This window comes from Actinokineospora lacus (assembly GCF_053813445.1).
Window position 1 is genome coordinate 347,088 of the sequence record NZ_JBQERA010000008.1, and the last position, 14,792, is coordinate 361,879.

Genomic DNA, 14,792 nt, shown 5'->3' on the forward strand with positions numbered 1-14,792 from the left:
AACCCTCATGCCTGCCCCGTGGCCATGCGGGCGAGAGCGGCCCTGACCTCGTCCGACTCGGGCAGCGCTGCCCGCTCCGCGATGGCCAGGGCGGCCCGCAGGTGCTCGCGCGCCGCCTGGTCCGCGCCTTCCGCCTGGTGGAAGTCGGCCAGGTCCCGATGCGCTTCGAAAGCCAAGGCTTGGCTGTTCGTGCCCAACGCGCAGCCCATTGCCTCCTCCAACCGCGACAGTGCCTCTCCACGGTTTCCCGCCGCCCTGGCTGTTGCCGCGAGCAGGCGCAGTGACGTCAGCCGCAGTTCGTGGTTGCCGCGGTGCTCACCCACCGCCAACGCGGCGCTGTGCAGGTTTCGCGCCGCGGTGAGGTCCCCGCGTGAGGCGTGCAGTTTTCCCAAGTCGTTGGCGCACTTCGCCGCGTCCACTTCGTTGCCGCACGACAGGTGGCCTTCTCGACACCGCTCCAGCCATTCGGCCGCGGCATCCAGCTCGCCGGCCTCCAGGTGCGCCATCCCGATCGCGCCTTCGGCGTGGGCCAGGTCGGCGCGGTGTCTCGTGCGGGAGAGCGCGGCGTGGGCCTCGTGGAGGACTTCCAGTGCCCGGTCGGGGTTTCCCGACTTCCGATGGCTGACGCCGAGGTAGGTCAGAGCGCGGCCGAGCTCGGCCAGGTTGCCCGCGCTCCTGGCCAGCTCAGCGGACTTCCCGAAGTGCTCATGGGCCTCTGGCCACCGGTGGAGCTGCTCCAGCACCATCCCGAGCCGGATGAGCTCCCGGGCTTCCCCCGCCTTGTTCCCCATCTCCCGGTTGAGGGAAAGCGCGCGCTGGTGGTGGGTGAGCGCTTGGTCGTGGAGGCCGAGTCTCCGGCACACGATCCCGCTGCTGGTGCGGGCTCGGGTCTGCGCTGTTCGGTCCCCGGCGGCGAGGGCGGCGGCGAACGCCTTCTGGTGCGCGTCGAGCGCCTTGGCGTACTCACCCCGCCGCCGATGCACGATCCCCAGGTTGTTCTGCGCCCGGCCGACCTGGGCGTGGTCCCCGAGGGCCTCGCCCATCGCCATCGCCTGCTCGTGGCAGTCGAGCGCGACTTCGTACTCGCCCAACCTGCGGTGGGAGATGCCCAAGTGGTCGAGTGCGTCGGCCTCGGCGCCGCGATCGCCCAGGGCGCGGTGGATCGATAACGCGGACCGGTAGTGCTCGATCGCCGCCCGGCTGTCGCCGAGGTGCCTGCTCGCCGCGGCCAGACCCCGCAGCTGCTCGGCTTCGCAGGCCAGGTCGCCGACGGCCTTGGCAGCCGATCTCCCCCGTTCGTGAACGCGGATCGCGTCGCTGAAATAACTTCGCGACCTCAGGAACCTGCCGAAGGGCTTGCTGATCCGGATGGTCGGCCCGGGCCACTGGTCGGCGGCGAGGTCGACGACCGAGCACAGGGTGGTCCGCTCGATCTCGAACCACGCGTGCGCGTTGTTTCCGGCCTCGGCCGCGTAGTACTCAACGAGCCTGTGCAGGGCGTGTGATCGCGACTCTGGGGTTTCCTCGTCAATGGCGAGTTCGGCGGCGTAGAGGCGAAGCAGGTCGTGCATGCGGTGCCTGCCCGCGACGGGCTCCTCCAGCAGGTGGGCACGGCACAGCTCGCGCACAGCACGTCGGGCGGAAGCGCCGCTGAGCCCGCTCAGCGCGATGACCGCGCCCGCGCCCAGCTCCCGCTCCGGGTGCAGGCCGATCAACCGGAACGCCCGGGCCGCGTCGGTGGACAGGTGGTGGTAAGACCACGAGAAGACAGCTCGGATGCAGGACTGGATGTCATCGCCCGCCTCGAAGGCGTCCAAGCGGTCCTGCTCACCGCGCAACTCGTCGGCGAGGTCGGCGAGGGGCGTGCCCGACTCCGAGTTCGCCAACTCGGCCGCGATCCGGATGGTCAGCGGCAGCCGCTCGCACAGCTCCACGATCTCGGCGACGCTCGCGGCGTCCTCGGCCGCGCGCTGCCCGACAATGGCGCTGAACAGCTCTGCCGCGTGGCCCGCGGGCAGCGGGGACACCCCGATCCGCGCGGCGCCTTCCCTGGCGACCAACCCGTTCAGCGCGTCGCGGCTGGTGACGATCACGAAGCAGGACGCGGAGCCCGGCAGCAGCGGCCGGACCTGGTCGACCGAGCCCACGTTGTCCAGCACGACCAGCAGGCGCTTCCCGTCGATCAGGCCGCGGAAGCACGCGGCCCTCGGGTCCACCTCGTCAGGTTGGGACGCGGGCGGCATGCCGAGTGCGGTCAGGAATCCGCCCAGCACGGAGTTCGGGTTGGCCGGGGTGTGCGGGCCGTGGCCCTGGAGGTCGGCGTACAGCTGGCCGTCCGGGAAGTCGCCGCGCACCCGGTGCGCCCAGTGCAGCGCGAGGGCTGTCTTGCCCACGCCCGCTGTCCCGCCGATGGCCGCCACGACGACCGACGACGGCGAGGACTCGGTGATCGCGGCGAGCAGCCGGTCGAGCTCCGCGACGCAGTCGTCCCGGTCGGTGAAACCCACCACCGCGGCGGGCAACTGGCCGGGAGGGCGCAGGGTCGGGGCGGCCTGGATGGTGAGCGTCCTGATCGACCCCGCCTGGACGACGTTCGCCGCCACCCCGGAGAAGTCGTTCGTCACACGGGCGGTCTCGGCCGCGTCGTCTGGACTGGACTCTGCCATCCGTGCCTCAGCCGACCTCGACCCCGCCCAACTCCATGGCCGCCCTGGCGATCGCGGCTGTGGCGTCCACATCGGACATGAGGAGGGGGACCTTGCGGACCGCGACGTTGGGGACGTCGGCGGCGTCGCCGGTGTGGACCAGCCAGCCGTCCAGGATGCCCTGGTCTGAGCAGGCTCGGGAGCCGTAGTGGCGGCCCACGGCTTGGGCGGTGGTGGGGACGTTGATCGCGGAGAGGCAGGCTTCGGCCATGCCGCGGACCGCCTTGTCGCGCACGATGGGGGAGATGCCGACCACCGGGGCGTCGGTCTTGCGCAGCGCGGTGCGGACGCCGGGGACGGCCAGGATTGTGCCGATGCTCACCACCGGGTTGGACGGCGCGATCAGCACGATGTCGGCCTCGGTGATCGCCTCCACCACGCCGGGGCCCGGTGTGGCCTCGTCGGCGCCGACCGGGACGATGGACTGCGCGCGCGGCTCGGCGCGGTAGCGGACCCACCACTCCTGGAAGTGCACCGCCTTGCGCTCGCCGGTGTCCGGCTCGTCGATGACCACGTGGGTCTCCACCCGGTCGTCGGTCATCGGCAGCAGGCGGACCCCGGGGCGCCAGCGGTCGCACAGGGCGGTGGTGATGTCGGACAGGTCGTACCCGGCGCGCATCATCCGGGTGCGGACGAGGTGGGTGGCGATGTCGCGGTCGCCGAGGCCGAACCAGCTGCCCTCGGCGCCGTAGGCGACCAGCTCGTCGCGGACGGTCCAGGTCTCGGCCGCGCGGCCCCAGCCGCGCTCGGTGTCGATGCCGCCGCCGAGGGTGTACATGCAGCTGTCGAGGTCGGGGCAGATCCGCAGCCCGTGCAGCCACATGTCGTCCGCGGTGTTCACGACCGCGGTGATCTCGTGCCCCGACGGCTCCGCGGGCTCGCCCACCGCGGGCAGGCCCAGCAGGTGTTTGACCCCGAGCAGGAACTTGGCTCCGCCGACCCCGCCGACAACCGCGACTACCTTCACGCGGGGAATCCTTGCACGAGGGCGTGAAACCCCGGTCAGCGCCAGAAGAAGAACAGCCCCTGGCCGAGCGCGGCGAGGTACCCGCTCCCGCCGACGGCCTCGTACAGGCCCACCACGACGCTCCAGAACACCGCCGCCGCGCCGGGGATGCCGATGAGCACCGCGAACAGCGCCAGCGGCGCCCACGGCCGCGCCTTCGCGCCCAACCGGCGCGCGTTGGGGGACAGGTACGGCTCCAGCGCGCCCCAGCCGTCCAGGCCCGGGATGGGCAGCATGTTCAGCACGAACGCGGCCAGCTGCAGCAGCGCGAGGAACGACAGGCCCGCGGCGAGGGCCACGGGCGGCTCGAACAGCGCCACCGACAGCGCCAGCAGGACGGCGAGCACGAGGTTGGCGGCGGGCCCGGCGAGGGACACGCGTGACTCCACCGCTCGGGAGCGCAGCGCGTGGTGGTTGATCCAGACGGCGCCGCCGGGCAGCGGGATGCCGCCGATGGCGAGCAGGATCAGCGGCAGCACCAGGCTCAGCACCGGGTCGGAGTAGCGGCGCGGGTCCAGGGTCAGGTAGCCCTTGAAGTACACCTCCCGGTCGCCGCCGCGGAAGGCGACGATCGCGTGCCCGAACTCGTGCAGGCACAGCGACACCGTCCAGCCGCCGAGCACGAGCAGGACGACCCCGGCCTTGACCGCGGTCTCCCCCTCCAGGAGGGTGAGCAGCGCGCCGCCGACGGTGAGGGCGAGCAGGCCGATGAAGATCGGCGATGGCCGGACAGCTGATCTCTGCACCCCATCAGTGTGGCAAGTTTCAAGGTTTCACTTCTCGCCGACCGGTATCTGACAGTGTTTTGCCTGGTACTCGAACGGGTGTAGGCGGCGCATACATCATCACCCACCTGGGGGCTGCGCTTGACCCGCCGCCGCGACACGGGTGTAATCACATCGATGTCATTCGCCACGGGGACGGCCTATGGCATCCGCCAGCCGGGGAGTGCGGAAGGCGGAGGAGGCGGGCGCTATGCAGGGAAATGAAGACAGGGGCAACGTCGTGCAGCCGGCGGAGTGGGAACGCCAGGAGGCCGGTTTCCCCGGCTTCGGTGACGAGGCCGAGGAACAGGAGTGGCAGGAGCGCGCCTTGTGCGCGCAGACCGACCCGGAGGCCTTCTTCCCGGAGAAGGGCGGCTCGACCCGCGAGGCCAAGCGAATCTGCCTTGGCTGCGAGGTCCGTGCCGAGTGCCTGGAGTACGCCTTGGCGCACGACGAGCGCTTCGGCATTTGGGGCGGTTTGTCCGAACGGGAACGCCGGAAGCTCAAGAAGCGCGCGGTCTGAGAATTCCGCCCCTGGGTGACTGATCTGCCCATACAGGGATTTCACCTGTGTAACGCCTGGTTAATCCAGAGCTGTTTGCGCCAACCATGGTGGGACCGCCCGGCAGACGCCCGTTCCCGCGTTCGACGTACCTTGTACGCCAAGTGGCCGTGCGGTCACGCGAGGACGCCAGCGCGGGGAGGTGTGCACGACCCGGTGCCGCCCCGCCCGACCGCCCCCGCGCCCCGCACGGTGCCCGTGCTCGCGGTGCTCGTCTGCCACGACGGCGCCGAATGGCTGCGCCTGGCGCTCTCGGCGCTGCGCCACGGCACCCCGCGCCCCCGGCACGTCCTCGCCGTCGACACCGGTTCCACCGACGCCACCGCCGCCGTGCTCGCCGCCGCCGCGACCGGCCCCGACCGGGTGCTCGACGGCGTCATCACCCTCGACCGCGCCACCGGCTACACCGACGCCGTGCACGCCGCGGTCGACCACGCCGTCGAGCGCTGGGGCGACCCGGGCGGCTGGATCTGGCTGCTGCATGACGACTCCGCCCCCGAACCGGACTGCCTGGCCACCCTGCTCACCGCCGCGGACCTGGCCCCGTCGGCGGCCGTGCTCGGCCCGCTCGCCGTGGACTGGCACGACCCGCGCGTGGTCGTCGAGGCCGGGCTGTCCACCGACGCCTCCGGGCACCGGCAGACCGGCGTCGGACCCTCCGAACTGGACTGGACGCGCGTCGGGAACGGCCGAGGAACCACCAGCGAGCAGACCACCGAGGTGCTGGCGGTCTCCTCGGCCGGGGCGCTCATCCGCCGCTCGGTGTGGGCGGAACTGGGCGGCTTCGACCGCGCCGTCCCGTTGCTGCGCGAGGACATCGACTTCGGCTGGCGGGTCAACCGCTCCGGCCGGGTCGTCCTCTGTGTCCCCTCCGCCCGCATCCGGCACGCCCGAGCCCTGTCGGCGGACCTGCGCGGCGCGGACGTCGAGGTGCCCGGCCTCGCGCGCGGCGCGATCGGCGGCGGGATCGACCGGGCGATGGGCCTGCGCACCTTCCTGGCCAACTGCGGGCTGGTCTCCTTCCTGCTCGGCATCCCCCGCCTCACCGCGCTGACGCTGACGCGCGCCCTCGGCTTCGCCATGCAGCGGCGCATCGAGGAGAGCCGCGCCGAACTCGCCGCCCTGGCCTACGTCCTCAGTGGCCGCGCCGGGCTGTGGCGGGCCAGGTCGGACCGCCGGGTCAGCGGTGGCCCCGGACCGGTGCGCGGGCTGTTCACCAGCAGGCTGACCCGCGTGCGCAACGCCGCGCGTGGCCTGGTGTCCACCCTGGTGCGCAGACGGGTCGCCGCCGACGCCGCGCTCGGGCGCCTGCCCAGCGACTACGACCCGGAAGCGACCTGGCTCGCCCCCGGCGACGACTCCCCGCCCCGCCCGTCCCCCGGCCCGCGGGCGCTGCCCGCGGGCGTGACCGGCAGGCCCCGCCGGGCGGGCCTGCGGCGGCCGAGCAGCGCCGTCGCCGTCGAACTCGCCCTGGACCGGCCGGGCCTGCGCCCGAGCCCGCGGCCCCGCCCGTCCCCCGTGCCCCGCGACGGCTCCGGCACGCCCGTGCCGGACCTGGTGTTCGTCTCGGTCGACCGCGGCCGGGTGGTGCGCCAGCTGCTGCTGTCCCCGCCGCTGCTGCTCGTGCTCGGGCTCGTCGTGCTCGCCGCGCTGGTCAACGCCGGGCGCGCGGGCCTGGACCTGGCGGGCGGGCGGCTGCTGCCGGTCGGCGACCTCGGCGCGGTGTGGGCGGAGTACCTGTCCGGCTGGCACGGGGTCGCGGGCGGCACCGCGGCGCCCGCCCCGGCCGCGCTCGCCGTCATCGGCGTCCTCGGCGCGGTGCTCGCCCCGCTGGGCGGCGCGCAGGCCGCGGTGGCCCTGCTGCTGCTCGCCGACCTCCCGTTGGCCGGGCTGAGCGCCTACCTCGCCACCGGCCGCGCCCCGGTGCGCCGCTGGGTGCGCGCGCTGCTGGCCGCCGGGTACGCCCTGCTGCCGCCCGCGAGCGCCGCGGTGGCGCAGGGCAGGCTCGACGCGGTCGTGGTGCACATCCTGCTGCCGCTGGTCACCGCCGGCGTGGTGGCCCTGCTGGCGCACGCGGACACCTCGCGGCGCTGGCTGTCGACCGCGGCGGCCACGGCGTCCGGGCTGGCGGTGATCGGCGCGTTCGCCCCCCTGGCGCACCTGGTGCTCGTCGTGGTCGCGCTGGTCGGGTTCGTGCTGGTGCCCGGGGACGGGCGCCGCCGGGGCGCGGCGCTGTTCATGCTCGTGCTGATCCCGCTGGCGCTGCTGCTGCCCTGGCCCGCGGTGGTGATCCAGAACCCGGGCGTGGTCGGGCACGGGCTCGGCGCGCTGGTGCCGCCGCAGGCGGTGACCGCGGTCGAACTGGCCACCCTGCACCCCGGCGGGCCCGGGGCGTGGCCGTACGTCGGGGGACTGCTGGTGCTCGCGGTGCTGGCCGGGCTCCTGCTCCGCCCGCACCGGGGGGTGCTGCCCGGGCTGGGGTTCGCCGCGGTCGGCGTGCTCGCCGTGGCGCTCGTGCGCATGGTGCCGATGACGCCGCTGGGCGGGCTGACCGCGCAGCCCGGCTGGGCGGGCACGCCGCTGCTGATCGTCGGGTGGGGCCTGGTGTGGGCGCTGCTCGGGCTGTGCCGCACGGGGGAGCGGGCGCCACTGGCCCGGCCCGCGCTCGTGGTCGGGGTGGCGGCGCTGGGCGCGCTGGCCGCCGGGGTCGTCGTCGCGGGGCCGGTCGGGCCGCTGCGCGAGGACGGCGGGTCCCGCCTCACCGCGCCGCTGCGCGCCGAGCTCGCCGACACCCGCCGCTGGGTGCTGGTGCTCCCCGCCGACGGCCCGCCCCGGCAGAGCGCCGCCCGCCTGCCCGCCTTCGGCGACGACGACCTCGCCCCGACCCTGGGCGCCCCGGCCCGCCTCGCCGCCCTCGGCGCGGACCTGCGCAGCGGCGACGGGCTCCGGGTGCGGGCCGCGCTCGCCCGCGCGGCGGCGTCCGGGGTGCTGTTCGTCGTCCTCCCGTCCGCCGACGCCGGGGCCTTCACCACCGCGGCAGGCGTCCTGGCCGCGCCCGCGCCGCCGACGTCGCTGGGCGAGGCGGTGTTCCGGGTGCAGCTGACCGCGGGCCCGGCCGTGCTGCTGTCGCCGGAGCTGGCCCGCGCCGCGGTCACCGGCGGCGTGCCGCCCACCACGCTGGGCTCCGATGGCGTGGTCGCCGTCAAGGAAGCCGCCCCGCCCGAGGCCGCCGCCCGCGTCTCCGACGGGCCGCAGGGCAGGCTGTTCGTCGTCGGTGTCACAGAAGAACCCGGCTGGACGGCGACGGTCGACGGCCGCCAGGTCCCGATCGCGCGCGCCTGGGGCCACCAGGTCGCGGTGTCCCTGCCGACCCGCTCGGCGGAGGTCCGGGTGGAGCACTCCTCGGCCCTGCGCGGCGTGCTGCTGCTGGTCCAGGGCGCGATGGTCCTGTTCACCGTGCTGACGTCCATCCCGGGCCGCCGCGAGGAATCACCACCGGAATGACGAACCCGGCCCGGGAACGGTGAACCGTCTCGACCGCCGTGCGAGCTGCCTCTCCGGCGCGGGACACCAAGCGGGCACATCCCTGACGAACTAGTCGCCGCCCTCGACGACGCCGGGGTCCAGGCCCAGGTATGCCGCGATCTGCTCCACCAGCACGTCGTGCACCAGGTCGGCCAGGTCGGTGCTGTCCTTCGCCCGCGCCTCCAGCGGACGCCGGTACAGCACGATCCGCGCCCGCGTCGGCTGCCCGCGCCGGTCGACGCCCGCGCGCACCAGGCGCGACAGCGGCACCCCGGAGTCGGCGATCAGGCCGTCGGGCTCATCGCCGTTGGCCGCGACCTCCGGGACGTCGTCCACCGCCACGTCGAGCTTGGTCAGCTCCGTGCGCCAGCGGGCCTCGATCGGCTCGAGGGCCTCCAGGACCACGGTGTCGAACTTCTCCGCCCGCGTGCTGGCCGCGGGCAGGGTCGCCGGGATCAGCGGGCCGCGCAGACCGCGGCCGTGGCGGTCGCGGTTGCGGCGGCCGCGCCGCCGGGCTCTGCGGGCAGTGACCACGATCGACAAGGGTAGTACTCGTCCGGATGGGTGCCTCCGCCGCTGCCCGCGGCCGCGCCGGGGCGTGTCGCGGGAGCTATTGCGGCGTGCCGGTCCCCGGAACCGCTATCGTCAACGTTCGTGCGGAGCGTGAGACGGTGTTCGCGTACCGGGTGCCTCAACCCGGCCGTCGCGACGCTGACCTACGCCTACGCCGACTCGACCGCGGTCGTCGGCCCCCTGGCCACCTATGCCGAGCCCCACAGCTACGACCTGTGCGAGGAGCACGCGCTGCGCCTGACGGTGCCGCGCGGCTGGGAGGTCGTGCGCCACGACGGGGAGTTCGCCATGCCCGAGCCGACGGTGGACGACCTGACCGCGCTGGCCGAGGCCGTGCGGGAGGCGGGGCGCGTGGACCGGCCGGTCGAGCAGGAGCCCGCTCCCGGCGGTGGACCGCGCCGGGCCCACTTGCGAGTGCTCCCCGACCCGGTCTCGGACTGACGGGTAGCCAAATCGGTAGGCTGCCAGGCGGCACAGCGGGTACCCGTGTGCGCAGCCGACCCTGGGAGAACCACGTGCGCGATCTGTCCGCCGTCTTCAAGGCCTACGACATCCGCGGTGTGGTGGGCGAGCAAATCGACGCCGAGCTGGTCCGGGCCACGGGGGCGGCCTTCGCGCGGCTGGTGGGGGGGCCCGCGGTCGTCGTGGGTCACGACATGCGCGACTCCTCACCCGGGCTGGCCGAGGCGTTCGCCGAGGGCGTGACCGCCCAGGGCGTCGACGTCGTGGTCATCGGCCTGGCCAGCACCGACATGCTGTACTTCGCCTCGGGCAAGCTCGACCTGCCCGGCGCCATGTTCACCGCGAGCCACAACCCCGCGCAGTACAACGGCATCAAGCTCTGCCGCGCGGGCGCCGCACCGGTCGGGCAGGACTCCGGCCTCGCCCAGATGCGCGCCGACGTCGAGGCGGGCACCCCGGACGCGGGCGGCGCCACGGGCACCGTCCAGACGCGCGACATGCTCACCGACTACGCCGCCTACCTGCGCACCCTGGTCGACCTCTCCGGCATCCGCCCGCTGCGCGTGGTGGTCGACGCGGGCAACGGCATGGGCGGGCACACCGTGCCCACGGTCTTCGACGGCCTGCCCATCGAGGTCACCCCGATGTACTTCGAGCTCGACGGCACCTTCCCCAACCACGAGGCCAACCCGCTCGACCCGAAGAACCTCGTGGACCTGCAGGCCAAGGTGCGCGAGGTCGGCGCGGACGCGGGCGTGGCCTTCGACGGCGACGCCGACCGCTGCTTCGTCATCGACGAGCGCGGCGAGCCGGTCTCGCCCAGCGCCGTCACCGCCCTGGTCGCCGTGCGCGAGCTGGCCAAGGACCCCGGCGGCACGGTGATCTACAACCTGATCACCTCGCACGCGGTGCCCGAGATCGTCGCCGAGCACGGCGGCGTCCCGGTGCGCACCCGCGTCGGGCACTCCTTCATCAAGGAGGAGATGGCCCGCACCGGGGCGATCTTCGGCGGCGAGCACTCCGCGCACTACTACTTCCGCGACTTCTGGCGCGCCGACACCGGCATGCTGGCCGCGATGCACGTGCTGGCCGCCCTCGGCGAGCAGGACGGCACGCTGAGCGCCCTGACCGCCGAGTACGCCCGCTACGCCGCCTCCGGGGAGATCAACTCCACGGTCGCCGACCAGCAGGGCCGCATCGCGGCCATCAAGGCCGAGTACGGCTCCCGCGACGGCGCCGACCTCGACGAGCTGGACGGGCTCACCGTGGTCCTGCCCGACGGCGCGTGGTTCAACCTGCGCGCCTCCAACACCGAGCCGCTGCTGCGGCTGAACGTCGAGGCCGCCGACGACGCCGCCGTCGCCGCGCTGCGCGACGAGGTGCTGGCGATCGTGCGCGCCTGAGACACTGGACCCTGAGGAGGACGCAGCGATGGCAGTCGAGCTCGATCCGCAGCTGTTGGACATCCTGGCGTGCCCGTCGGACGACCACGCCGCCCTGACCCCCGGCACCCCGGACGACCCGAGGGCTGACGCGCTGACGTGCACCGAGTGCGGCCGGGTGTACCCGGTGGAGGACGGCGTGCCCGTCCTCCTCCTCGACGCGGCCTCCTGGCCCGGCGGCGGCCAGGCCCCGGCGGCCGAGCAACCGGGCGACCAGTGACCTCCCTGCCCGACGAGACCCTGCTGGACGACGCCGCCCGGCTGGGCGAGGCCGACCCCGACGGGCTGCTGGCGGCGGTCGCCAGGGCGGGCGCCCAGGTCAGGGCCACCGCCGAGGCCGCCGTCGAGGCGGGCCTGAACCGGCTGGAGGGCACCCGCCCCCGCGCGCTGGTCATGATCTGCCGCCCGGGTCTCGCGCCCGCGGTGTGCGAGCTGCTGGCCGCGCTGGTCGGCCCGTCCTGCCCGGTGCCGCTGGTGATCGCCGACCGGGCGCCGGTGTGGGTCAACGCCCTGGACGTCGTGCTCGCGCACACCGACGACGCGGGCGACACCGTGCTCGCCGAGTCCGTCGACCGGGCCTGCCGCCGCGGCGCCGCGGTCGTGCTGACCGCCCCCGCCGAGGGGCCGGTGGCCGCGGCCGCCGCGGGCCAGGCGATCCTCCTGACGCCGCGGGTGCCGGTGCCGCCGGGGTTCTCCTTCGCCGCGGCCTACACCGCGGGCCTGCTGACGCTGCGCGCGCTGGGCCTGCTGAGCGTCGACGCCGACGCGCTGGCCGACGAGCTCGACCGCGAGGCCGAGCGCTGCCACATGCAGCACGAGACCTTCGTCAACCCGGCCAAGTCGCTGGCGCTGCGGGTGGCCGAGCACATCCCGCTGCTGTGGGGCCTCGACGCGGTGGCGACCGGGGTGGCCAGGCACGCCGCGCAGGTGCTCTCCACCCACACCGACCTGCCCTGCGACGTGGCCGACTACGCCCAGGCCACCAGCCGCAGCGGGCTGCACCGCGCCGCCGTGCGCGGGGCGGCCGGTCGCGACATCTTCGCCGACCCCGACGACCCCGGCCCCTCGACGATGGTCCCGCGCACCCTGCTCCTGGCGGTGCGCAGCGCGGCGGGCGACCCGATCCGCAGGCAGGTCGCCGAGGTGCTGCCGGTGGCCGACCTGCTCGCCCCGGGCGAGGAGCTGGGCGTCGCCGAGCCGATCGGGGCCGCGGTGCTGGCGCTGCGGTTCGAGCTGGCCGCCCTGTACCTGGGGCTGGCCGCGGGCACGGCGGGTGGCTCGGGGCGCTACGCCCCCGCGACCCTGTAGTGCCCACGGCGAAATACCCAGGGCCGGAGTGCCCGCGGGCGTGTGCCCGCGGCGTGTGCCCGCGGCGGAGTACCCGCGGCGTGATGCCGACGGCGGAGTGGTTGCGGCGCAGTGCCCGCGGGTAGTGCCTGTGGCGCAGTGTTGAGTTAGGGAGTTGGAGCAGTGGAGCTGTTGCGCAACGCGGTTCGGGCGTATGCGTGGGGATCGCGCACGACGCTCGCCGAGCTGCTTGGGCAACCGGTGCCCGCCCCCCACCCGCAGGCCGAGCTGTGGATGGGCAGCCACCCCGGCGACCCGTCGGTCTGCGTCGCCGCGGACGGCGCGGAGACCACGCTGCTGGCGCGCATCGCCGCCGACCCCGCGGGCCAGCTCGGGCAGGTCACCGCGCGGCGCTGGGGCGACCGGCTGCCGTTCCTGCTGAAGATCCTGGCCGCCGAGGAGCCGCTGAGCATGCAGGCGCACCCCTCGGCCGCCCAGGCCGCCGAGGGCCACGCCCGCGAGGAGGCCCTGCGCATCCCGCGCGACGCCGGGCACCGCAACTACCCCGACCCCACGGCCAAGCCCGAGCTGGTGTGCGCGCTGACGGAGTTCCACGCCCTGGCCGGGTTCCGCGAGCCGGAGCGCACCGTCGCCCTGCTCGACGCCGTGCGCACCCCCGGGCTGTCCGCGCACGTCGACCTGCTCGGTGGCCAGCCCGACGGCGACGGCCTGCGCGCGCTGTTCACCACGTGGATCACCCTGCCGCAGAACTCGCTGCACGCGCTGATGCCCGACCTGCTCGACGCCTGCGTGCGCCACGTCAAGGACCACGGCGAGTTCGCCCTGGAGTGCCGCACGGTGCTGGAGCTGGCCGAGCGCTACCCCGGCGACGCGGGCGTGCTCGCCGCGCTGCTGCTCAACCGGCTGGTCCTCGGCCCCGGCGAGGCGATCTACCTGCCCGCGGGCAACCTGCACGCCTACCTGCACGGCACGGCCGTGGAGATCCTGGCCAACTCCGACAACGTCCTGCGCGGCGGGCTGACCCCCAAGCACGTCGACGTGCCCGAGCTGCTGCGGGTCCTGGACTTCGGCTACGGCCCGATGCCGGTCAGCTCCGGCGACGCGGTGGGCAGGACCAGGGTGTACCGCACCGACGCGCCGGAGTTCGAGCTGTCCCGCGTCGACTGGGCCGAGGGGGAGGACGACGCGGTCGCGCTGGGCGCCCCCGGGCCGCGCATCCTGGTGTGCACCGGGGGCGCGGTGGAGGTCAGCTCCGGGGGCGGGTCGCTGATCGTGACCCGGGGGAGTTCCGCGTGGCTGTCGGCGGCCGACGCCGCGCCGACCGCGCGCCCGCTCGTCGGTACGGGCACCCAGGTGTTCGTCGCGACGGTGGGTCCGCCGGTGGACATGGTGACCAGCCTCTAGGCTGCTGTCCGAATAGTCAGCCTTAGCTGAGGGAGTAGCCGTGTCCGCAGGGGGAAGCACCAAGGCGATCCTCGCCGCGTTGTTCGCCAACGCCGGTATCGCCATCGCCAAGTTCATCGGCTTCCTGATCACCGGGTCGTCGTCGATGCTCGCCGAGTCCGTGCACTCGGTGGCCGACACCTCCAACCAGGGCCTGCTGCTGCTCGGCCAGAAGACCTCCCAGCGGCGCGCCACCAAGGAGCACCCGTTCGGCTACGGCCGCGACCGGTACTTCTGGTCCTTTGTGGTGGCGCTGATGCTGTTCAGCCTCGGCTCGGTGTTCGCCCTGTACGAGGGCATCCACAAGATGACCCACCCCGAGGAGCTGACCAGCCCGCTGGTCGCCGTGGTGATCCTCGTGGTGGCGATCATCCTGGAGACCTTCTCCTTCCGCACCGCCATCGTCGAGTCGCGCAAGGTCAAGGGCGACGCGTCGTGGTGGGGCTTCATCCGCCACTCCCGCAGCCCGGAGCTGCCGGTGGTGCTGCTGGAGGACGCGGGCGCGCTGTTCGGCCTCGTCTTCGCCCTCGTCGGCGTCAGCATGGCCATGGTCACCGGCGAGCCGGTGTGGGACGCGGTGGGCACCATCGCCATCGGCGTGCTGCTGGGCATCATCGCGATCATCCTGATCATCGAGATGAAGTCGCTGCTCATCGGCGAGGGCGCCACCGACAGGGAACTGGACGCGATCATGGACAAGCTGGCCACCGGCCAGATCATGCGCGTCATCCACGTGCGCACGCAGTACGTCGGCCCCGACGAGTTGCTCGTCGCCGCCAAGGTGGAGCTGCGCCCCGGCCTCGACCTGCCGGGCGTGGCCGCGGCCATCAACGACGCCGAGGCCAGGGTGCGCGACGCCGTCCCCGCCGCGCGGCTGATCTACCTGGAGCCCGACCTCTACCGCGAGTCCGCCGTCGCCGCCGACTGATCCGAGCGGGTGCCGCTGTCCGGCGGGGTGGCGCGGCCGGCGCTAGCCTCGCCTGGCCGGTTCACCCGACGGGG

General features: G+C 74.2%; 12 protein-coding genes. 8 read left to right on the forward strand and 4 right to left on the reverse strand.

Annotated features, from left to right (window positions below):
- Positions 1-5: 5 nt before the first annotated feature.
- The 3 genes from ACTG9Q_RS22025 to ACTG9Q_RS22035 are packed head-to-tail and all read right to left on the reverse strand — an operon-like array spanning position 6 to position 4,457.
- Positions 6-2,624 (reverse strand): ATP-binding protein, encoded by a 2,619-nt coding sequence (locus ACTG9Q_RS22025; RefSeq protein ID WP_455574730.1) that lies wholly within the window; start codon positions 2,622-2,624, stop codon positions 6-8.
- A 49-nt stretch (positions 2,625-2,673) separates the two neighbouring features.
- Positions 2,674-3,672, reverse strand: coding sequence for a 2-phospho-L-lactate transferase (gene cofD, locus ACTG9Q_RS22030; RefSeq protein ID WP_455574731.1), 999 nt, complete (start codon positions 3,670-3,672; stop codon positions 2,674-2,676).
- Positions 3,673-3,707: 35 nt separating this feature from the next.
- Complete coding sequence (locus tag ACTG9Q_RS22035; protein WP_455574732.1) at positions 3,708-4,457, reverse strand: site-2 protease family protein; 750 nt, start codon at positions 4,455-4,457, stop codon at positions 3,708-3,710.
- 229 nt (positions 4,458-4,686) lie between these two features.
- Here ACTG9Q_RS22035 and ACTG9Q_RS22040 point away from each other — a divergent pair, with 229 nt between their 5' ends.
- Both ACTG9Q_RS22040 and ACTG9Q_RS22045 read left to right on the forward strand, forming a co-directional pair.
- Positions 4,687-4,998 (forward strand): WhiB family transcriptional regulator, encoded by a 312-nt coding sequence (locus ACTG9Q_RS22040; RefSeq protein ID WP_455574733.1) that lies wholly within the window; start codon positions 4,687-4,689, stop codon positions 4,996-4,998.
- A 183-nt stretch (positions 4,999-5,181) separates the two neighbouring features.
- Complete coding sequence (locus ACTG9Q_RS22045; protein ID WP_455574734.1) at positions 5,182-8,541, forward strand: glycosyltransferase; 3,360 nt, start codon at positions 5,182-5,184, stop codon at positions 8,539-8,541.
- A 90-nt stretch (positions 8,542-8,631) separates the two neighbouring features.
- On the opposite strand, the gene ACTG9Q_RS22050 is transcribed toward ACTG9Q_RS22045, so the two are convergent.
- A complete protein-coding gene (locus ACTG9Q_RS22050; RefSeq protein WP_455574735.1) occupies positions 8,632-9,096 on the reverse strand; it encodes a metallopeptidase family protein in 465 nt (154 codons plus the stop codon).
- A gap of 120 nt (positions 9,097-9,216) precedes the next feature.
- Between ACTG9Q_RS22050 and ACTG9Q_RS22055 the strand changes: the two genes are divergently transcribed.
- From ACTG9Q_RS22055 to ACTG9Q_RS22080, 6 genes are all read left to right on the forward strand, one after another.
- Entirely contained in the window at positions 9,217-9,576 is a 360-nt protein-coding gene (locus ACTG9Q_RS22055) for a DUF3499 domain-containing protein (RefSeq protein ID WP_455574736.1), read from the forward strand.
- A gap of 74 nt (positions 9,577-9,650) precedes the next feature.
- Positions 9,651-11,000 carry a phosphomannomutase/phosphoglucomutase gene (locus ACTG9Q_RS22060; RefSeq protein WP_455574737.1) on the forward strand — a complete coding sequence of 450 codons (1,350 nt, stop codon included), beginning with the start codon at positions 9,651-9,653 and terminating at the stop codon, positions 10,998-11,000.
- A gap of 28 nt (positions 11,001-11,028) precedes the next feature.
- The gene (locus ACTG9Q_RS22065; RefSeq protein WP_455574738.1) at positions 11,029-11,259 is read left to right on the forward strand and encodes a Trm112 family protein; all 231 of its coding nucleotides are present in this window, start codon (positions 11,029-11,031) and stop codon (positions 11,257-11,259) included.
- A gap of 5 nt (positions 11,260-11,264) precedes the next feature.
- A complete protein-coding gene (locus ACTG9Q_RS22070) occupies positions 11,265-12,347 on the forward strand; it encodes a hypothetical protein (protein ID WP_455574770.1) in 1,083 nt (360 codons plus the stop codon).
- Positions 12,348-12,509: 162 nt separating this feature from the next.
- A complete protein-coding gene (gene manA, locus ACTG9Q_RS22075; protein ID WP_455574739.1) occupies positions 12,510-13,751 on the forward strand; it encodes a mannose-6-phosphate isomerase, class I in 1,242 nt (413 codons plus the stop codon).
- A 40-nt stretch (positions 13,752-13,791) separates the two neighbouring features.
- Positions 13,792-14,718 (forward strand): cation diffusion facilitator family transporter, encoded by a 927-nt coding sequence (locus ACTG9Q_RS22080; RefSeq protein WP_455574740.1) that lies wholly within the window; start codon positions 13,792-13,794, stop codon positions 14,716-14,718.
- The last annotated feature ends 74 nt before the right edge of the window (positions 14,719-14,792 follow it).

Coding starts and splice junctions, on each gene's coding strand:
- ACTG9Q_RS22040 (WP_455574733.1), top strand. CDS start 4,687: ATGCAGGGAAATGAAGACAGGGGCAACGTCGTGCAGCCGGCGGAGTGG.
- ACTG9Q_RS22065 (WP_455574738.1), top strand. CDS start 11,029: ATGGCAGTCGAGCTCGATCCGCAGCTGTTGGACATCCTGGCGTGCCCG.